This window comes from Kordiimonas lipolytica (assembly GCF_001550065.1).
The window spans coordinates 26,166-45,293 of sequence record NZ_LRUB01000030.1; the positions used below are offsets into that span (position 1 = coordinate 26,166).

The following is a 19,128-nucleotide window of genomic DNA, read 5'->3' on the forward strand; positions in this document are numbered from 1 at the left end:
CGTCCGCAACCCTCAATAGCTCCCCAGCCAAAGGTCACGGATTTTATTCCTGTTAACGCATCCATGCTTGAATGCCTCTCCTATAGCTGGGTATAAGGCACGGAATGCGCAAGAGGCGCAAGACATGCGGTAAAGAGGCACCATGGCACCACCGATATTAAGCTTGAAGGATATTGACCTGCATTGGGGCGCAGACCCGGTGCTGGACAAGCTTGAGATGCATATTGGCGCGAATGAGCGCCTGTGCCTCGTGGGCCGGAACGGTACAGGTAAATCCACGCTTCTGAAGCTGGTGGCTGGCATCATCGAGGCCGACGGCGGCGAACGCTGGGTCCAGCCGGGGGTGCGCATCGCCTATCTGCCGCAGGAGCCAGACGCCAGCCAGTATGCCACGCTGAAGGATTATATCGTTGCGGGCCTGCCGGAGGACGAGCAGGACCAGACGTACCGCGCCGACGTGCTGATTGAGGACTTGAGCGTGGCGGGTGACGCAGACCCCAAGACGGCATCTGGCGGGGAACTGAGGCGCGCGGCGCTCGCCCGCACGCTGATTGGTGAGCCAGACCTGCTGCTTCTGGACGAGCCCACCAACCATATGGATATCGCCACCATCGAATGGCTGGAGGATTATCTGAAGGCCTGGCGCGGCGCGATGGTGCTGATCAGCCACGACCGGACCTTCCTGAATAACCTTGCAAGCGCCTGCCTGTGGCTTGATCGCGGCAAGATCAGGCGGCTGGATGAAGGCTTCGACAAGTTCGAAGCCTGGCAGGAAAAGGTTTACGGCGAAGAAGCCGAAGCGCTGAAGAAGCTTGATAAATTCATCAAGGAAGAGACCCGCTGGTCGGTGGAGGGTATCAGCGCCCGCCGGACCCGAAACCAGGGCCGCATGCGCCGTCTGCAGGGCCTGAGGCAGGAGCGCCGCGGTGTCATCAAGGCCACGGGGCAGGTGAATATCTCTATTGCGGGAGCGGATAAATCCGGCACACGGGTGATCGAGGCCAAGGGTATCTCGAAGGCGTTTGACGGCCGCACGCTGTTTGAGGATTTCTCCATCCGCATCAACCGCGGTGACAGGGTTGGCATCATCGGCCCGAACGGCGCGGGTAAATCCACGCTCCTAAAGGTGCTCATCGGCGAGATGGAGCCCGACAGCGGCGAGATCAAGCGCGGCACCAACCTTGAAACACTGGTGATCGACCAGAAGCGCGCCGACCTCAAGGACGATATGACCATCATGGATGTGCTCACGGGCGGTCGCGGCGAATGGGTGCATATCGGCGACGAGACCAAACACATCATGTCCTACCTGAAGGACTTCCTGTTCGACCCCTCGGTTGCCAATACCCCTGTGTCGGCGCTTTCGGGCGGAGAGCGGAACCGGCTTCTGATCGCCAAGAACTTCGCCCGCCCGTCGAACCTGATGATCCTTGATGAGCCGACAAACGACCTGGATATGGACACGCTCGACCTCTTGCAGGAAGTGCTGGCCGATTATAAAGGCACGATCCTTCTGGTGAGCCACGACCGGGACTTTCTGGACCGCGTGGTGACAAGTTCGATCGTCATGGAAGGCGACGGCACAGCCACCGAATATGCCGGGGGTTACACAGATTATCTGGCTCAGAAGAAGCTGTCAGCGCCGCAGAAGGCCGAGCCGAAGCCTGAGAAGACCAAGCCAGAGAAGGCAACAGTGGTGTCCATCACGGACGCGCCCCAGAATGCCGCGCGTAAGAAAGCCACCAAGCTTTCCTACAAGGACCAGCGGGAGCTCGATCACCTGCCGGCGGAAGTGGAAGCCCTGAGCCAACAGCTGCAGCAGATGGAAGCCGAGCTTTCTGACCCCGGGCTTTACGCCAAGGACCCGGCCCGGTTTAATGCGCTCAGCAAAGAGCTTGAGGCCAAGCGGGACGCGCTTGACGAAAAGGAAATGCGCTGGCTGGAGCTGGAAGAACTTAAAGAAAGCCTAGAGGGATGAGGGACGCGCTGGCCGAACTGGGATGGTTTGGCCTGATGCAGGCGCGGGCCTGCCTGTTTGGCGCGCTGCTGATTGTCCTGATCCTGCTGACGCGCTGGCTGTGGCCTGAGAATGCCCCGCTTGCGCGCTATGACTTCCTGTTCCTGGCAGCGCTCTTGATCCAGGTCATCATGCTCAGGTTCCGGCTGGAGACCTGGGAAGAGGCCAAGGTGATCCTGGTGTTTCATATCGTCGGCACAGCGATGGAGCTCTATAAAACCTCGACCGGGTCCTGGATGTATCCGGAAGAGAACCTGATCCGCATCGCCGGTGTGCCGCTGTTCTCTGGCTTTATGTATGCCTCAGTCGGCAGCTATTTTGCACGTGTCTGGCGGCTGTTTGATTTTCGCTTCACCGGATACCCGCCAACTTGGGTCACTGTGGTCCTGTCGGCGGTGATTTATATCAATTTCTTCACCCACCAGCATTTCTTCGATCTCAGATATATGCTGTTTGTTGCTGTGATGCTGATCTTTGGCCGCACCTGGGTGTATTTCACGTCCGCCAGTGGCGTTCGCCGCCGTTTGCCGCTGATGTTTGCGCTTGTGTGCATTGCGACTGTAATCTGGGGTGCCGAGAACTTCAGCACCTTCGGGCGTGTCTGGGTCTATCCGCATCAGGTGAACGAGTGGGACTTTGTGCATGCGTCAAAGCTGGGGTCCTGGTTCCTGCTGATGATCATCTCCGGCGTGCTTGTCAGCCTGGTGCAGCGCCCCAAGGCGGAAGTGCGCCTAGAGGTCCGCGAGCGCGACACCTAAATCCTTTTCCATCAGGCGGATATTGCGTTCGTTGGCCTTGAAACCAATGTCGAACAGGTCGCCGACAATTGGAATCGTGCCGATGACCCAGTCAATCACCAGGTTGCCCAGCATGCGTGCGATGAAGCGCCGGCTGACCCCAATCCGGAAAGCCTCGAAAATGATGTAAGCCGCCATCCCGGCGGTGACAGTATCGCCCACCACAGGCACCAGGCCAAAAAGGCTGTCCAGGCCGAAGCGAATATCTGTGCCGGGAATGCGGAACTGGCTGTCCAGAAGACGCGCAAGCCTGTGAACGCGCTTTGCCCTCTTGCGGTCTTTGTCTGTCAATCTGTTGTGGCCAAATGCTGCCATCTTTGTCCTGTCTTCAACTGGTGCGGCCATAAACGAACCAGTAAACAAGGGCAACCAGCCCGCCGCCGCCAACAATGTTGCCTGCCGTAACCCAGACCAGGTTGGTCATGAGGCCCGCGCCGTCCCACACGATGCCACCATCCAGCATCGCAACCGGGATCACATACATATTGGCGACCGAGTGCTCAAATCCAAGGGCGACAAATGCGGCGATGGGCAAGACAATGGCCAGAATCTTGTCGGTTACGCTGTGGGCGGCGAAACACAGCCAAACGGCAAGGCACACCAGCACATTGCAGAGCACGCCGCGGAAGAAGGCCTGATCGGTCGGAAGCGAAAGCTTCGACGCCGCGATGGAGGCCGCCGTTTCGCTAACGGCACCGCCCGCCATGTCATAGATGCCGGAAAGCACCACAAGCGCTGCCGTGCCTAAGGCGCCGACAAGGTTCCCGACATAGACAATGCCCCAGTTGCGCAGAAGTGCCGCAAGGGTGATCTGCCGGTCCGCCCAGGCCATGACGATCAGGTTATTGCCGGTGAACAGTTCCGCCCCCGCCACAATTACCAATATCAGGCCGGTGGAAAACACAAGACCACCCAGCAGCCGGGCCGGGCCAAAACCAAGCGGGCTGCCAGTCATGGTCAGGGTATAGAAGACCGCCCCAAATGCGATGAAGGCACCAGCCAGAACCGCCAGCACGAAGGTTTTTCGCGCGGGCTGCGACACCTTCGCGACCCCGGCATCTTCTATGCGTTTCGCGATCTCCGCGGGCTTATAGGCATCAACGTCATAGGCCATGGATGGTCTCCCTTATCGCTTGATTTTTTGTTGTGTCTATTTGTGCCCTGACACTTATTGCTATTATTTTATGAAGCGATGCGTGAAAAAGCGAGCCTTTCATAGATGGGAGAGGCATTGATGGCAGAGGAAGCAACGGTGACAGACATAAACCTGGAAATCAGGGCCGAAGAAGACGCAGTCCCCTTCATGGACCTTCTTTTGCAGGCAGACCCATCACCCGCCATGGTTATGGACTATCTGGCTGACGGCACGCTTTTCAGCGCCACCTGGGACGGTGTCGTGGTTGGTGTTTTTGTGTTGATGCATCTTGGCGATGTGAAGTGGGAGCTGAAGAATATCTCCGTCGCGCCGGAGTGGCAGGGGAAGGGTGTTGGCAAGGCACTCCTTCGGGCCGCTATTGAGGAAGCGCGCAAGGAAGGCGCCAAGCTTCTGGATGTGGGCACGGGAAATTCCAGTATCGACCAGCTTGCCTTCTACCAGAAGATGGGGTTTCGCATGCGACGGATCGCCAAAAACTATTACACGCTGAATTACCCTGAGCCGATCTTTGAGAACGGTATCCAGTGCCGTGACATGGTGGTGTTGACGTTCGACCTGGATGAAACAGATGATTATTGAGCCTAGGTCGGAGTCGCTGCCCCCGCACCCGTCTGGCAGTGTCCGCTGTGCCTTTCGTGTAGTTTTAACATAACCGGCGATGGGTGAATACAACCGGTCTGGTTGAATTTATAGCCCACATGCAGCTTTCACCTTGTCACGGCCATCTGCTGCGCTACCCTTTAAGGGCCGATGGGGGCAGTGTTTGAGGTGGATGTATGGCCAGAGGCAGCAAAAAGGCAGCGGCTGATAAGGGTGCAGAAGCACCAGGTACCCAAAATGGGAACACAAGCGGGGCGAAGCCCCAAAAAGCGAAGAAAAAAGGCGGCAGCCTGTTTCTTTGGATATTGGCGTCAATCACGATTGCCGCGCTTTGGTGGGCCCAGCACGCAATGGCTTGACCTGTTACGATTGCGGCTGGGAAATCAATTTTAGGGGAATATTGTAAGCTTTTCAGTTGAGCGCAGACTGAATGCATAGAGACCTGCATGCCAGGGGGTAACTATGCAGCAAGCCATTCGAAACGCGGTACTGAACCCTATCCAGCTGATTTTCTATGCTTTCCATTTCTGGAAACCGGTGCGGCAGTTTGCGGCATCCACCCAGGCCTTCAGTTATCACAAGATCAACACAGATGCTTTCCTGCTTAAGGGGGCAATTGTCTATTTCATTCTTGAACTAATCGCCTTGCATTTCATTGTCATGAAGCTGGCACCCGAAGTTCTGTGGCAGGTGTTTGCTATTGGTGTGTTCACCATTCTTTATTTTGTCGGGATGTTGGTGGCTTGGCGGCTGTGGCCCGTAACGCTGTCGGGTAACGGGCTGACCGTTCGGACCGGGCTTGGTAACCTGTATCATATTGAGCTTGCGGATATCGAAAGCGTGCAGGCTTCAGCGGCTGGGATCGACGTGGCGGAGGACGCCAACATACTTAAACTGACGATCCTGGCGCAGCCAAATGTGTTGATCCGGGTAAAGCCGGGCGGGCTTCCGCGAAACGGTTTGTTCCGAAAAACCCCCTATGACGGCATCGCCTTTTTTTTGGATGACCCGGAAAGCTTCCGGAAAGCATTGGCGTAATCTACTTAGTTGGCAGATTCCTTGCTCTTGCACGCGAAATACTCTTCCTGCAAGGGATGAGGGGCATAGGAAAATGAATTTTCCAGCGTGCCATCTTTTCGGAGGACGAAGGTGGTCCGTGTACTAACGCTATGAGCAGTGTAACCGGTTTCGCAGCTTTTTGTTTGGGTGTTTGTGTGAAACTCGACGCCAACTACGCCCTCTGGTCCGGCGTTTTCCTTCAGTTTGACCGCTTGACCGGGAGCGATGTTTCCCAGTTGATGCTGTTTTTGAGCAATGCTGACTGTGACCTTCTCTAGCGCGAAGGAGCTTTCGTTAATCACGATAACCTTGTTGGAAGCAAATGCTGAAAACCAAATGCTGATGAGCACAGGCGACGAAGCCAGTAGAATGACAGTGCTGACAACTGCCAATGCAACTAGAATTTTTCGTCTATTGGCTTTCATGGTGCTCTAAAGCCCTACGTCCCAACAGTCCTTGATCCGCACATCGCCGATCCACAGCTTGTCCCAGCGGGCGAGCTTCTCATTCTTGCCCAGAAGCTTGGGCGAGGCGGGCTCGGTCGGCGCGAATTCGTCTCGGCTATCCATGATGCGGGCGTTGAAAGCGCCTTTCCTGGTGCCTTCAATATCGCAGGTTACGGCGGTTACCACGCCGCAGCGCTGGCACAGCCAGAAACGCGCGCTTTCCGACCCTTGCTCAAACAGGCTGATGGCCGCCTCGTTCTGGATTTCGATTTCCATGCTGGCCTTCGGGATGGATACCCAGGCTGCACCATTCATGGTGCAGAAGTCGCAGTCGCAGGCGCGGGGCGTCAGGTGGCTTGGCGTCTCGTCGCACGTAACACGCACGGCGATGTTGCCGCAGTAACAGCTGCCTTCCAGATGTGTCATCATACGCTCCCGTCCTGTTCTTCGTGTGCGGCTGAAGTTTACATGGATTATATGCAGCTAGCATAGGGAAAATCCCGCAATTTTCCCTGTTCAAGTGCCTTAAATCTGCTAAGAAGAGTGCCAACACCGGCTGGCTGCATCCGCGCCGCTGTGCTTCAATGTGTATTCAAGGGCTTCGAGGGACGTCTGTCTCTGGCCCGTGAGTCTAAAACGGGACTATCAGAGGGTAACCATGGCAGGTCATTCCAAATTTAAAAACATCATGCACCGCAAAGGTGCGCAGGACAAAAAGCGTTCGAAGATTTTCTCCAAACTGAGCCGTGAGATCACGGTGGCCGCGAAGATGGGCGGTGAGGACATCGACAGCAACCCACGCCTTCGTCTGGCTGTTGCGAACGCCAAATCCCAGTCCATGCCGAAAGACAATATCGAACGCGCAATCCAGAAAGCATCGGGTGGCGACGCCGAAAACTATGACGAGATGCGCTATGAAGGATACGGCTCCGGCGGTGTTGGCGTGATCGTTGAAGCGCTTACGGACAACCGTAACCGCACAGCATCCGAAGTACGCACCATCTTCAACAAGGCGGGCGGTAACATGGGTGAAAGCGGCAGTGTGAACTTCATGTTCGACCGGGTTGGCGAAATCACATACCCGGCTGACGCGGCAGATGCTGACGCCATGTTCGAAGCAGCACTTGAAGCTGGCGCGGAAGAGGTTGAAAGCGATGATGACGGCCACGCCATCTACACCGAAGGCGCAGACCTGCACGCTGTTGTGGAGGCACTGACCGCGGCGCTGGGCAAAGAGCCCGACAACGCAAACCTGATCTGGAAGCCGAAGGAGCCGATCGAGCTCGATAAAGACGGCGCCGAGAAAATGATGCGCCTGATTGATGCGCTCGAAGACAATGACGACGTCCAGACCGTGTATGGCAACTACACGATTCCGGAAAGCGTTCTGGCAGAACTGGACGCCGAATAAAGATCAACTGGTCACTCGCCGGCTTGATCGGCGAGTCCACGTTTGAGCCAGGCGAAAGGATCATGGATTCGCCGATCCAGTCGGCGAATGACGAACGACTAGAGGAAGGGCGCACATGAGGCTTTTGGGGATTGATCCTGGCTTGCGGAACACGGGCTGGGGCATTGTTGAAAGTGTCGGTACACGGCTTTCCCATGTGGCCAATGGTGTCATCAAGTCTGACCCCAAGAAATCTCTTGCCGACCGTCTAGTGGAACTCTCCGAAGGCCTGGAGGCTGTGATTGCCGACTGGCAGCCCCGGTCCTGCGCGGTCGAGGAAACTTTCGTCAACAAGAACCCCACCTCAACCCTGAAACTTGGGCAGGCGCGCGGCATTGCGCTCCTCATTCCGGCGCGTGCGGGCCTACCGGTTGCCGAATATACGCCGAACCATGTGAAGAAGTCCGTCGTGGGCGTTGGGCATGCCGCGAAGGAGCAGGTGGATGCCATGGTGCAGGTTTTGCTGCCGGGTGTGAAAATTAATGGCCCGGATGCGGCAGATGCGCTTGCAGTTGCCATCTGTCATGCGCATCATGTCAGCACAATGAAAAATCTCGGGGGGATCAAATATTGATCGCGAAACTGACAGGCTTGCTTGACAGCACAGGTGAAGACTGGGCCATCATTGATGTGAACGGGGTTGGCTATCTGGTGCATAGCTCCAGCCGCAGCCTGTCCTCGCTGCCCGGCCGGGGCGAGGCCGCGCAGATGCACATTGAAACCGTGGTGCGTGAAGATGCCATCACGCTGTTTGGTTTTGTCGATGTACTTGAGCGCGATATGTTCCGGCTTCTAACATCCGTGCAGGGTGTGGGCGCCAAGGTTGGTCTGGCGATCCTGTCGGCGCTTTCGCCCACCGAACTCCAGAACGCGATCGCAGCCCAGGACAAAACGGCCGTGTCTCGTGCCAAGGGTGTTGGCCCGAAAGTGGCGACGCGCATCGTCAACGAACTCAAAGACAAAGTCACCGGCCTGGTGTTTAGCCCTAAGGGTGTCGAAATGGGCACTATGGGTGTGACCAAAAGTGCCCCGGATGGTGGTAGTGCCCAGAGTGCCCAACAGAGTGCCCTTGAGGACGCCGTATCGGCGCTTGTCAACCTCGGGTACAAGCGCGTGGAAGCGCATGGTGCCGTGGCCAAAGTCATGGGAGAATTCGGTGATGACGCAGATGTTGGCAAACTGGTGCCTGCGGCACTGAAGGAGCTGAGCAGCCTATGAGTGAGCTCGATCAGGACCGTCTGGTGGACCGCTCTGAGACGGGTGGTGACACCATTGATGTCGGGCTAAGGCCCCAGACTCTCAAGGATTTTATCGGCCAGAAGCAGGCGCGGGAGAACCTTGAAGTTTTTATCGGTGCTGCGCGCACTCGCACCGAAGCCATGGATCATGTGCTGTTCTTTGGTCCGCCAGGGCTGGGTAAAACGACCCTCGCGCAGATTGTGGCGCGGGAGCTTGGCGTGAATTTCCGGGCGACATCGGGGCCGGTGATCTCCAAAGCGGGTGACCTTGCCGCGCTGCTCACCAACCTGCAAGAACGCGATGTCCTGTTTATCGATGAAATTCATAGGCTTAACCCGGCGGTGGAGGAAGTTCTCTATCCGGCGATGGAAGATTTCCAGCTTGATCTGATCATTGGTGAAGGCCCCGCGGCGCGCTCCGTGCGCATTGATCTGCCGCCCTTTACGCTTGTGGGGGCGACCACGCGTTCGGGGTTGATTACCAAGCCGCTCAGGGATCGTTTCGGAATCCCAACGAGATTGGAGTTCTATACCACCGAAGAACTCACCGAGGTGGTTCGGCGTGGTGCGCGGCTGCTGGACTTGAAGATGACGGAAGACGGCGCCCGCGAAGTGGCGGCCCGTTCCCGCGGTACCCCGCGAATTGCGGGGCGGCTGCTGCGCAGGGTGCGGGATTTCGCCCTGGTGGCGGAAAAAGAGGTGGTGGATGCGCCTCACGCTGACGCGGCGCTCACCCGGCTGCAGGTGGATAACCTGGGCCTGGATACCATGGACCGCCGCTATCTGAAGTGTATCGGCGAGACCTACATGGGCGGCCCGGTGGGAATTGAGACTCTGGCTGCCGCACTATCGGAACCGCGCGACGCAATTGAGGATATCATCGAGCCTTATCTGATGCAGATTGGCCTCGTGCAGCGCACGCCGCGCGGGCGGATGCTGTCGCCAGACGGCTGGAAGCATCTGGGGCTCACACCGCCGCCCGGCAAGGAAACCGGCCAACTGGATATGTTAGGGAAGTAATGAGCACACCACAGACAGCAGAAGGCGCCTGGGCTGACGGCGTATTCCAGTTCCCGATCAGGGTCTATTATGAGGACACCGATGTTGGCGGCATGGTCTACCATGGTCGCTATGTCAGCTTCTTTGAACGCGTGCGCACAGAAAGCATCCGTAATTCGGCTGCAGATGTTAACTATCTGTTTGACTTGCCGGAATCAGAAGGTGGGCCGCTGACTTATGTCGTGTCTAATATCAATATTCGCTATCACCGGCAGGCCAAGATTGGCGATGTCCTGATGGGGCACTCCAAGGTCACGCGTGTTCGCGCCGCGGCCATTGAGGTAAAACAATGGATCATGCGAGACGGTGAATTGGTCGCGGAGGCCGATGTGCTGGTGGCAGTGATCGGAAATGACGGCCGGCCACGCCGCTGGCCTAATTCTGCCAAAAAGTGCTGGCAGGACTGGATGAACGCAGCGGCTGCCGCTCAAAACGGTTAAGGCTGAATAGTTAAGGTTTCGGGGAGAGTTTGATGCAGGTTCAAACAGTGGAATCAGTCCAGCTTGGTGGGAATGCGCCCGATTTTTCGATCATGGGCATGTTCCTGCAGGCAGATTTTATCGTGCAGGCCGTGATGATCATGCTGATCGCCGCCAGCCTCTGGAGCTGGTCGATCATCTTCAATACCTGGGCGAGGGTGAAGGATGCCCGCGCCAAGGCCAACGAGTTCGAAGACCGTTTCTGGTCAGGCGGCAGCTTGGATGAACTCTATAACGGCCTTAAGGCCGCGCCGGCACATCCGCTGGCGGCCGTGTTTGTCGCGGCGATGCGGGAGTGGCAGCGTAGCCTGGCGAAACGGTCTGCGGGCGTTGACAAACTCACGGTACAAGACCGTATCTACAAGGCGATGCATGTCACCACCAGCCGGGAAATGGACCGGCTTGAGGGGCAGGTTGGCTATCTGGCGACCATCGGCTCCGCCGCTCCCTTCGTGGGCCTTTTCGGCACGGTCTGGGGGATCATGAACAGCTTCACTTCTATTGCTACCGCAAGTGACACGTCGCTCGCCACTGTGGCGCCGGGCATTGCGGAAGCACTTCTGGCGACGGCCCTGGGCCTTGTTGCCGCTATCCCGGCGGTGATCGCCTACAACAAGCTGTCGACCGACCTTGGCCGCTACGCTGGCCGTGTGGAAGGATTCTCGGACGAATTCGCCGCGATCCTGTCCCGCCAGCTTGACGAACAGGGGCACTAGAAATGGGCGCGACCGTAACTTCAGGAGGCCGCGTCGAAGGCGCGCGTCGGCGGCGGGGACGCTATCAGCCGCTTGCCGAAATCAACGTCACGCCCTTTGTCGATGTGATGCTGGTTTTGCTGATCGTCTTCATGGTAACGGCGCCGCTGTTGACGGCGGGAGTGCCGGTTGAACTGCCGAAAGCCGCAGCCAAACCTTTGCCGCAGGACAGCAAGCCGCTGGAGATTTCGATCAATCAAAAAGGTGCCATATTTATTGTCGACACTGAAGTCAGCCTGAATGAGCTGATCCCACGGTTGACGGCGATTTCAGGCGAGAGCCGCGAAACCCGTATCTATGTGCGTGGGGACACCAAATTGGATTATGGCAGGGTGATGGAAGTGATCGGCGCGATCAATGCCGCCGGATACACCAAGGTCGCACTGGTTGCTGAACAGAATTAGGTCTGGATAGAGTAAGCGTGTCGAAGTCTGAAACGATCGGATGGATGTTCTCCAGCGCGCTGCACCTTGGTGTGGTGACAGTGGCGCTTGTGGGCATCCCTGATTGGTCAAAAGACCGCCCATTGCCGCCGCCCCCGATCGCCATTGAATTCGTCCAGATCGCGGACAAAACACAGGTGGTTGCGCCTGAGCCCGCAAAGGAAACACAGGAACAAGCAGCGCCGGAGAAGCCCCAGCCCAACTATGCCCGGGAAGAGGTTGCCGCTGAAGCCCCTGCGGAAGCTGTGCCGTTGCCGGACGCCAAGCCGGTCAAGGCCGTTGAAAAGCCGAAGCCAAAGCCCAAGCCGGAAGTGAGTGAGCGTGAGAAACTGGTTGCGCGGACAGCGCCACGGTCAAAACCGAAACCGCCTTCGAGGCTGAAGTCCAGCAGGATTGCTGCCCTGATTGACCGTTCCATCAAGGAAGAACAGGAGCAGGCGCCGAAGGATGAAGAAAAGAAAGAAGAAAAGATCGAGCAGAAGCCGGAAGAGGCGAAGCCCGATCCATTTGCAGGTATGCGCGGAAGGATAGCGACAGCAACGCTGATGGATGCCTTGCAGCAGAAGGTATATGGCTGCTGGAATTTGCCTATGGGGGCCAAGGGGGTTAAGGATATGCGCGTGGACGTGCTTGTTCGGCTTGCGTCGGATGGCAGTCTTTTAGGGCAACCTGAATTTCTGAATGCGGGCGACCTGAACGATCCAGATCGCGCCTTCTTTCGGGTTTTTGCTGAAACCGCGCGGCGCGCAGTACAGCTATGTGCGCCGTTCCCTGAGGCCTCAGAATATATTCGGAAGACGGGACAGAACGAAATTATCTTTAAATTCAACCCTCGAGAGTTCCTCGGCGGATAAATGAGAGACGGCAGAATGTTTGGACGGATAGGCTTCATATTTTCACTCTTGGTTCTGATCTTGTCAGCGGGCGCAAATGCCCAGCTGGTAGTGGATGTGAACCGGGGAAACATTGAACCTGTGCCCATCGCGGTGCCTGAATTCGCGCCCGTGGTGGATGTGGAAACGCCAACCGGCAAGCTTTCCGACATTGGGGTGAGCATCAGTGACGTGATCACGTCAAACCTTGTGTCGACTGGTCTGTTTCGCGCCGTGGACCGCAATGCTTTCATTGAGAAAATTACAGCTGCTCCCACGCGGCCACGCTTTGCTGCCTGGCGCCCGCTTGCGGTTCAGGGCCTAGTGACCGGTCGCCTGAACATGCTGCCAAACGGCAATTTGCGGGTGGAGTTCCGCTTGTGGGATGTGGTTGCCGAGGTGCAGATGGAAGGCGTTGGCTATACTACGCCTGTGTCCAACTGGCGCCGCATCGCTCATGTGATTTCCGACCGCATCTATAGCCGCCTCACTGGGGAAGAGGGCTATTTCGATACGCGGATTGTTTATATCGCAGAGCAGGGAGACCCGCTTAGCCGTGTGAAGCGCCTGGCGATCATGGACCAGGACGGTGCGAACCAGCAGTTCCTGACAGATGGCAGCTATCTTGTGCTGACGCCGCGTTTTTCGCCTAACCGGCAGGAAATTACCTATCTCAGTTATTTCAACGACCGTCCGCGGGTGTATCTCTACAATATCCTGTCGAACAAGTTTGAGGTGCTTGGGGATTTCCCGAATATGACCTTTGCTCCGCGCTTTTCGCCGGATGGTAACAAGGTGATCATGAGCCTAGCGGAAGACGGTAATTCCGACATCTATGTGATGGACTTGCGCACGCGCAAAGTGACAAGGCTGACTGACGACCCGGGCATTGATACGTCGCCTTCTTATTCACCGGACGGTAGTCGTATCGTCTTCAACTCGGACCGCGGTGGCACGCAGCAGCTTTATGTGATGGATGCTGACGGCTCAAACGTGCAGCGCATCAGCTTTGGGCGCGGGCGTTATGCCACGCCTGTCTGGTCCCCGCGTGGCGATCTGGTGGCTTTCACCAAAATTGGTGAAGGAAAATTCCGCATTGGTGTGATGCGCCCAGACGGCAGCGGCGAACGACTGCTGACAAATGCCTACCAGGATGAAGGGCCGACATGGTCACCGAACGGTCGGGTGCTGATGTTCTTCCGTACGCCGCCTTACAATCAAGGTGCCAATGGCGGCAAGCCTAGCCTATGGAGCGTGGACCTGACCGGCTATAACGAACGCCAGGTGCCAACGCCCTTTGATGCGTCTGACCCGGCCTGGTCACCACCACTGCCAGTGACAACGCGTTAAAGTCAGAAAGAAGGGGCCCTGCGGCCCCTCTTTTTATTCGTATTCATATTCGCGGCGTTTGAAGTGTTTCATTTCGCGGCGATATTTGAGCGTTGACCAGGGCCAAAGTGTGTAGATGCGCCCGTCATCACCCTGATACCAGCTTTTGCAGTGACCAGCCCATACTGTGCCTTCCAGGTCCTTCTGGAGCTTTGCGTCATAAGCATCGGCTTCTTCTGGCTTGACTTCGATCGCCGCAGCACCCTGCGAGACCACATCTTTGATGGCGGAAATAATGTAGCCGACCTGGGCCTCGATCATCACGATGACGCTGTTGTGTCCGAGGCCGCTGTTTGGGCCAAGCAGCATGAACAGGTTTGGGAAATGCGGCATGGCCACCGTTCGGTGCGCGCGAATGCCGTCCGCCAGATAGGCATTCATGTCCAGGCCGCCTTTTCCCTTGATGGTAACGCCTTCCATCTGGTCCCAGGGCTTGAAGCCGGTTGCGTAAATGATGGTGTCAACCGCCCTGACCGTGCCGTCATTCGTTTTGATGCCTTCTGGCACGATTTCCTCGATGCCATCGGTGATCAGCTCAACGTGATCGCGCTGCAGGGCGGGGAAATAGGTGTCCGATGCCAAAATGCGTTTGCAGCCGATCGGATAATCGGGGGTTAGTTTTTTCCTGAGTTCAGGGTCTTTTACCTGTGCTTCCAGATGCTTCTTGAACATGCGTGTTGCGCGGCCGGAGAAAAATTTGTCTCGCCGGAAAAGGGGAAACCGCATCTCGAAAGTCAGGTAGATTTGCAATCGGTGCAGTTTTTCTAGCCATGGAAAACGCTTGAAGCGCTGCTTCCATTTCTCGGAATAAGCCATATAGGGACGTGATACGATCCAGTTGGGTGTGCGCTGGTAAACGTCCAGATGTTCTACCTTGTCAACGATCTCAGGGATCAATTGTATGGCGCTGGCTGCGGTACCAATTACGGCTACTCGCTTTCCCGTCAGGTCATGATCATGGTTCCAGGATGCCGTATGGAAGTTGGTTCCCGTGAACTGCTCCTTGCCCGGGATGTCCGGATAGCTAGGGATATGCAGGCCGCCCATACAGTTCACAAGAAAATTGGCTGTGTGGGTCTTGCCGTTCGCGAAAGTCAGGTGCCACTTTCCGCCTTTCCATTCTGCACCGGTTAATTCTGCGCCAAAGACCAGGCTTTCTTGCAGGCGGTGGCGGGCCGTAACGTCTTCGATATAGTCCTGTATCTCGCCGCCAGGGCTGAAGACCATGCTCCAGTCGGCCTTCGGTTCGAAGGAATAGCTGTAAAGGTGGCTGGGAACATCACAGGCAACCCCGGGATAGGTGTTGTCGCGCCACGTGCCGCCAACCTTTTCCGCTTTCTCGAATATCCGAAAATTTGAAAACCCAGCTTCTTTCAGCTTTATGGCCATGCATAAGCCCGAGAGGCCAGCGCCAATGATGGCAATGCTTGGGCCTTCTTTTTGGAATGTTGATCCGTCTGCCACCTGTGTCTCTCCCCTTCTCTCAGGCAGAGATTAATTGAAAACATTAAATTGTAAAGGAGGATATCGGAGAGAGGACCGGCGAAGGCGTGGCTTAGGGAAGGTTGCCCGGATCGTTAGAAAAAGCCGTCATGACAAATAGGCACTTTGGGGTAAAGTCCGCGCCGGGCTTGCATTTCGTTTTTGGGGTAGGGCTCTCTCACATTTGTGACGAGAGTGAAGATGGATATATCAAGTGTTTCTGACCCTTTGCGGGTTGAATTGAACAAGGAATTGCACGGACGCCCTGCCATTCGGCTGGGGGCGCCGGCGCGGGTAAGCCATTTTGCCTATCTGTCTGGTGAAGACGGCGGGGTGGCAGACCGCAAGCATCTGCAGAATCTGTGCGACCGGTACGGCATGGCGCGGCCGCCCGCGGCTGGTCGGCATTATGTTGGTGACTTTGGCCCCTTCTTCCTGAAGTGGGAGCGCCACACGGAATTCACGACATATACGGTGGCTGTCAGAAGTGGCAGGGATATACCATTTACGGTCGCTGCCGTGGAAGCAATGCCGCGGGACTGGGTGGAGGCCATACCCGGGCGCATGCTGGTGGCCCTAAATATCGAACTTGTCGACAGCGACGACCAAGTGGCCAAGGAAGCCTGTTTCACGCCTTTCTGGCACAAGGATGTGGCGGGAAGTAAGGTCGCGGGCGGTCGCTCGTCGGTGTGGAGCGATTTTCGCATTCATGACGACAGCTTCATGCGCCTCGCGATTTTGGCTGATGATCTGTCCGAAGGCAGGGCAGGGCGCTTGGTGCAGCGGGTGATCGAGATATTCACTTATAGCCATATGGCATTGATGGCCCTGCCGGTGGCCCGGGAAGTGATGGCGCAGTCCTCTGAAATAGAGAACAAGCTCGAGCAGACGGTATCGGAGATGTCGCATACGACCGCCGGTAGCGAGGCGGAGCTGCATCTGGATACGCTGCTGGGGCTTGCGGCGCGAACGGAGCATCAGGTGGCGCAGTCCAGTTTTCGATTTTCGGCGGCAAAAGCTTATCATTCTTTGGTGGAGCGCCGGTTCGAGGAGATGCGCGAAGTTAGGATTCCTGGCAGTCAGAGGCTTTCAAACTTTCTTGACCGACATCTGGCGCCAGCCATGCGAACCTGTGAAGCGGCCGCCAAGCGTCTGAATGATCTGGCACTTCGAGTGGATCGGGCGGCCGGGCTTCTGCGAACGCAGGTGGACCTTGATTCCCAGCGGCAGAATAAAGAGCTGTTGATATCCATGAACCAACGGGCGCAGCTACAGCTTAGGTTGCAGGAAACCGTAGAGGGCCTGTCTGTTGTGGCCATCAGCTATTATGCTATTGGGCTTGCCGGTGTGGGCTTCAAGGCCGCCAAAGCAGCCGGATATCCAATTAACCCTGGCTTGATGACGGGTATCAGTGTGCCCTTTGTTATGCTGGCGGCCTTCCTGCTGATCCGCAGAATTCGTCATTCTGTACTGAAGAAGGGGGAATCAGCAAAGGTTTCCGGACTTTAATGCAGACAGAACAAACGGCCTAAAGGCGTGCTTTAGGCCGAGTTCTCAGCACGGAAAGGGTTGTGCTTTGTTCGGGCTTGTACTGGCTAGGTGACAGGCATCGGACTGACGCCGATCAGCCAATCGTGGGCCCAGAATGCAAAGCCGCCATAGAATGCCAGAGCAATGACAACTGTGACGGCATCCATGACTAAGCCAACCTTGTCGGGTTTCTCCCATTCCCCGTCCCGTCGGTTGGAACCCCATATGGTGATCAGAGACCAAATGAAAAAGCCGCCAAACATGATGAGGGATCTGTTGTCACCATTCACCAACATATGGCCCGCAGACCAGAAGAGGATGGCGGTTAGTTGCGGGTGGCGAATGACCCGGCGAATGTTGGTGGGCGCATTGCTGGCGATGAATAAGACAAAGCCGATAAGCACGAGAAGAGCTGTCAGGTGATATGCCCAGCCCGGTGTTTCATACAGAAAAACAGGGTCAGTCAGTGTCCAGCCCTTGTAGACCAGATACAAAGATGAAATTGAAGCGAGGGCAAAGAGGCCCTTATAGGGCAGGGCCCCGATCCGCGACATGACACTGCTTCGCGCTTCGCGCGCGAAAATTGGTACCAGGTGCAACAGGAAAAAAAGGGCCAAGCCCAGCACTAATAAGGTCATCTGCTTCCTCCCACAGTTTCCTACAGGCTAACCGAGGATCCCAAATTCCCAAAGCTTTGTGTTGAGCTAAGGCTTCGGCGCGTGGTCAGGCATCAAGCCCGGGTGTTGTGAAGCTTGGGTCTGCTTTGCAAAGGAACCAAGGGTTCAGAAATGTCTTGAGGTCCTTGCCGTATGTGAGCGGACTGCCGCCTGCGACTTCAACACTTCCGCCAGCAGCCAGAAGGACGGCGTGGGCGGCAGCAGTATCCCATTCACACGTTGGGCCCAGCCGGGGATACAGGTCTGCTTCGCCGGTTGCGAGCAGACAAAGTTTCAGGCTGGAGCCGATTGATACATGCTCTGCAGTTGGGAAATGGGCCAGCCATGCTTCCAATTCTTCCGAGCGATGAGATTTTGACGCGACGATCGTCAAGCTGTCCTCGTTTGGCTGCCTTGTTTTAGTGGCACGCGGGTTCTTCAGTTTGCCGTCTTCCACGTCTGCAATCCATGCACCTTCACCAGCAATGCCCCAATAGAGCTTGTTCATGGCCGGCGCAAGGACCAAGCCCATAACAGGTAGGCCGTCTTTGATGAGCCCGATATTCACTGTGAAATCAGACCCTTTCTTGATAAATTCCTTGGTGCCATCCAGCGGATCAACGAGCCAGAAGGTGCCGCCAGAGATATCCGGGCACTTGCCTTCGGACTTCGCTTCCTCACCTACAATCGGAATGTCTGGCGCAAGTTCCTTGAGGGCTGCCTCGATAACTTCCTCGCCGCGCCGGTCGGCCTCCGTTACAGGTGACTGGTCGGATTTTCCGAACACTTCAAAGTCGCTGTGGAAGACCTCCATGACAGTCTCGCCAGCTCGCAAGATGGTTTTTTGAAGGGATGGGATCATGGAAGAAAGGTCGTGCGACATGATAGTCCTTAGAAAAATATGTGATTGGCGGCTTGGCGCTCGGGATACAGTTGGCTATGGTTCTGCCATGACTGGAAAAAATCGCAAGTATTTATCGCAAGACTGACTTGTGGCCCAGGGTGGGGTTTTAACAATGCGGAGGCGTATATGGCCAATATAGATTTCGCGGCGCTCTTATGTTCGCGTCTTTGCCATGATCTGGTGAGCCCCGTTGGCGCAATCAATAACGGATTGGAAGTCTTGCAGGACGAGCAAGAAGCTTCGATGAGGGAAGCCGTTCTTGACTTGATTGAAAAGTCGACACATCAGACAAGCAACAAACTCCAGTTCTTTCGCCTTGCATTTGGTGCGGCAGGTGGTTTTTCGGCCCAGCTGGATGTGCGGGAATGTGAAAAGGCCATGCGGTCTTTCCTTTCTGGCAGCCGAGTGGAGCTGGACTGGCAGATTGATTTGACAAGTGCGCCAAAGAGCCTGGTGAAAATCCTTCTGAATGTCGGCTTGGTAGTATCAGAATCCCTGATCCGGGGCGGCAAGCTGAGGATATCGACACAGCGTTCGGGCGACGAGGTCACGGTTCTTGTTGTAGGAGAAGGTCAACGCGTCATCCTCCAGAAGCCCGTCAGGGATGCGATGGAGGGCGTTTTGGCGGAAGAAGACTTGGATCCGCGCGCCGCGCCAGCATTCCTTGCTCATTCGGTTGCAAAGGAAACTGGAGGCAAGATTGTGGTTGAAGCGCTCGGGGAAACCAATATCGTGGTTAAAGCGACCTGTGTACTGCCTGCAAAAACGGGCGGAGAATAGAGAAAGTTTTACACGT

22 protein-coding genes are annotated in these 19,128 nt (G+C 56.3%); 15 read left to right on the forward strand and 7 right to left on the reverse strand.

Annotated elements, in window-relative coordinates; all coding sequences use genetic code 11:
* Window positions 1-142 precede the first annotated feature (142 nt).
* Together KORM41_RS15160 and KORM41_RS15165 are read left to right on the forward strand one after the other, a co-directional pair.
* Window positions 143-1,978: an ATP-binding cassette domain-containing protein gene (locus KORM41_RS15160; protein WP_068149982.1), complete on the forward strand. Its 1,836-nt coding sequence runs from the start codon at window positions 143-145 to the stop codon at window positions 1,976-1,978.
* Window positions 1,975-2,775, forward strand: coding sequence for a DUF817 domain-containing protein (locus KORM41_RS15165; protein WP_068149985.1), 801 nt, complete (start codon window positions 1,975-1,977; stop codon window positions 2,773-2,775). Before KORM41_RS15160 ends, KORM41_RS15165 begins: the two co-directional genes overlap by 4 nt.
* Here KORM41_RS15165 and KORM41_RS15170 read toward each other — a convergent pair.
* On the reverse strand, window positions 2,749-3,105 hold the full coding sequence (locus KORM41_RS15170; RefSeq protein ID WP_231727292.1) for a DUF4112 domain-containing protein: 357 nt from the start codon (window positions 3,103-3,105) through the stop codon (window positions 2,749-2,751). The genes KORM41_RS15165 and KORM41_RS15170 overlap by 27 nt on opposite strands.
* Window positions 3,106-3,142: 37 nt before the next feature.
* Complete coding sequence (locus KORM41_RS15175; protein ID WP_068149988.1) at window positions 3,143-3,928, reverse strand: formate/nitrite transporter family protein; 786 nt, start codon at window positions 3,926-3,928, stop codon at window positions 3,143-3,145.
* A gap of 105 nt (window positions 3,929-4,033) precedes the next feature.
* On the opposite strand from KORM41_RS15175, the gene KORM41_RS15180 reads away from it, so the two are divergent.
* Window positions 4,034-4,549 (forward strand): GNAT family N-acetyltransferase, encoded by a 516-nt coding sequence (locus KORM41_RS15180; RefSeq protein WP_231727293.1) that lies wholly within the window; start codon window positions 4,034-4,036, stop codon window positions 4,547-4,549.
* A gap of 483 nt (window positions 4,550-5,032) precedes the next feature.
* Complete coding sequence (locus KORM41_RS15190) at window positions 5,033-5,608, forward strand: hypothetical protein (RefSeq protein WP_068149994.1); 576 nt, start codon at window positions 5,033-5,035, stop codon at window positions 5,606-5,608.
* Between the two features lie 5 nt (window positions 5,609-5,613).
* On the opposite strand, the gene KORM41_RS15195 is transcribed toward KORM41_RS15190, so the two are convergent.
* Together KORM41_RS15195 and KORM41_RS15200 are read right to left on the reverse strand one after the other, a co-directional pair.
* Window positions 5,614-6,054, reverse strand: coding sequence for a hypothetical protein (locus KORM41_RS15195; protein ID WP_068149996.1), 441 nt, complete (start codon window positions 6,052-6,054; stop codon window positions 5,614-5,616).
* Between the two features lie 6 nt (window positions 6,055-6,060).
* The gene (locus KORM41_RS15200) at window positions 6,061-6,504 is read right to left on the reverse strand and encodes a GFA family protein (protein ID WP_068149999.1); all 444 of its coding nucleotides are present in this window, start codon (window positions 6,502-6,504) and stop codon (window positions 6,061-6,063) included.
* Between the two features lie 229 nt (window positions 6,505-6,733).
* Here KORM41_RS15200 and KORM41_RS15205 point away from each other — a divergent pair, with 229 nt between their 5' ends.
* The 9 genes from KORM41_RS15205 to tolB all read left to right on the forward strand — a co-directional run bounded on the left by KORM41_RS15205 (window position 6,734) and on the right by tolB (window position 13,721).
* Window positions 6,734-7,486: a YebC/PmpR family DNA-binding transcriptional regulator gene (locus tag KORM41_RS15205; protein ID WP_068150002.1), complete on the forward strand. Its 753-nt coding sequence runs from the start codon at window positions 6,734-6,736 to the stop codon at window positions 7,484-7,486.
* Window positions 7,487-7,601: 115 nt separating this feature from the next.
* Complete coding sequence (gene ruvC, locus KORM41_RS15210; protein ID WP_068150006.1) at window positions 7,602-8,099, forward strand: crossover junction endodeoxyribonuclease RuvC; 498 nt, start codon at window positions 7,602-7,604, stop codon at window positions 8,097-8,099.
* Complete coding sequence (ruvA, locus tag KORM41_RS15215; RefSeq protein WP_068150008.1) at window positions 8,096-8,743, forward strand: Holliday junction branch migration protein RuvA; 648 nt, start codon at window positions 8,096-8,098, stop codon at window positions 8,741-8,743. Before ruvC ends, ruvA begins: the two co-directional genes overlap by 4 nt.
* Window positions 8,740-9,783, forward strand: a complete 1,044-nt coding sequence (ruvB, locus tag KORM41_RS15220; protein ID WP_068150011.1) for a Holliday junction branch migration DNA helicase RuvB — start codon at window positions 8,740-8,742, stop codon at window positions 9,781-9,783. Before ruvA ends, ruvB begins: the two co-directional genes overlap by 4 nt.
* Window positions 9,783-10,262, forward strand: a complete 480-nt coding sequence (locus KORM41_RS15225) for a YbgC/FadM family acyl-CoA thioesterase (RefSeq protein ID WP_068150014.1) — start codon at window positions 9,783-9,785, stop codon at window positions 10,260-10,262. The genes ruvB and KORM41_RS15225 overlap by 1 nt, the downstream gene beginning before the upstream one ends.
* A gap of 32 nt (window positions 10,263-10,294) precedes the next feature.
* Window positions 10,295-11,017 carry a protein TolQ gene (tolQ, locus tag KORM41_RS15230; RefSeq protein ID WP_068150017.1) on the forward strand — a complete coding sequence of 241 codons (723 nt, stop codon included), beginning with the start codon at window positions 10,295-10,297 and terminating at the stop codon, window positions 11,015-11,017.
* 2 nt (window positions 11,018-11,019) lie between these two features.
* Entirely contained in the window at window positions 11,020-11,460 is a 441-nt protein-coding gene (gene tolR, locus KORM41_RS15235; protein WP_068150020.1) for a protein TolR, read from the forward strand.
* A 17-nt stretch (window positions 11,461-11,477) separates the two neighbouring features.
* Window positions 11,478-12,353 carry a hypothetical protein gene (locus tag KORM41_RS15240; RefSeq protein ID WP_156432004.1) on the forward strand — a complete coding sequence of 292 codons (876 nt, stop codon included), beginning with the start codon at window positions 11,478-11,480 and terminating at the stop codon, window positions 12,351-12,353.
* Entirely contained in the window at window positions 12,354-13,721 is a 1,368-nt protein-coding gene (tolB, locus tag KORM41_RS15245) for a Tol-Pal system beta propeller repeat protein TolB (RefSeq protein WP_068150025.1), read from the forward strand. It begins immediately after the preceding gene.
* Between the two features lie 33 nt (window positions 13,722-13,754).
* Here the strand turns inward: tolB and KORM41_RS15250 are convergent, their stop codons facing one another.
* Window positions 13,755-15,224, reverse strand: coding sequence for a flavin-containing monooxygenase (locus KORM41_RS15250; protein ID WP_082719972.1), 1,470 nt, complete (start codon window positions 15,222-15,224; stop codon window positions 13,755-13,757).
* Between the two features lie 219 nt (window positions 15,225-15,443).
* Here KORM41_RS15250 and KORM41_RS15255 point away from each other — a divergent pair, with 219 nt between their 5' ends.
* On the forward strand, window positions 15,444-16,751 hold the full coding sequence (locus KORM41_RS15255; protein ID WP_068150028.1) for a DUF3422 family protein: 1,308 nt from the start codon (window positions 15,444-15,446) through the stop codon (window positions 16,749-16,751).
* An 86-nt stretch (window positions 16,752-16,837) separates the two neighbouring features.
* Here KORM41_RS15255 and KORM41_RS15260 read toward each other — a convergent pair whose 3' ends face one another.
* A complete protein-coding gene (locus tag KORM41_RS15260) occupies window positions 16,838-17,410 on the reverse strand; it encodes an NnrU family protein (RefSeq protein WP_082719973.1) in 573 nt (190 codons plus the stop codon).
* 85 nt (window positions 17,411-17,495) lie between these two features.
* Window positions 17,496-18,311: a 3'(2'),5'-bisphosphate nucleotidase CysQ gene (cysQ, locus tag KORM41_RS15265; protein ID WP_068150032.1), complete on the reverse strand. Its 816-nt coding sequence runs from the start codon at window positions 18,309-18,311 to the stop codon at window positions 17,496-17,498.
* Window positions 18,312-18,335: 24 nt separating this feature from the next.
* Between cysQ and KORM41_RS15270 the strand changes: the two genes are divergently transcribed.
* On the forward strand, window positions 18,336-19,112 hold the full coding sequence (locus KORM41_RS15270; protein ID WP_231727294.1) for a histidine phosphotransferase family protein: 777 nt from the start codon (window positions 18,336-18,338) through the stop codon (window positions 19,110-19,112).
* The last annotated feature ends 16 nt before the right edge of the window (window positions 19,113-19,128 follow it).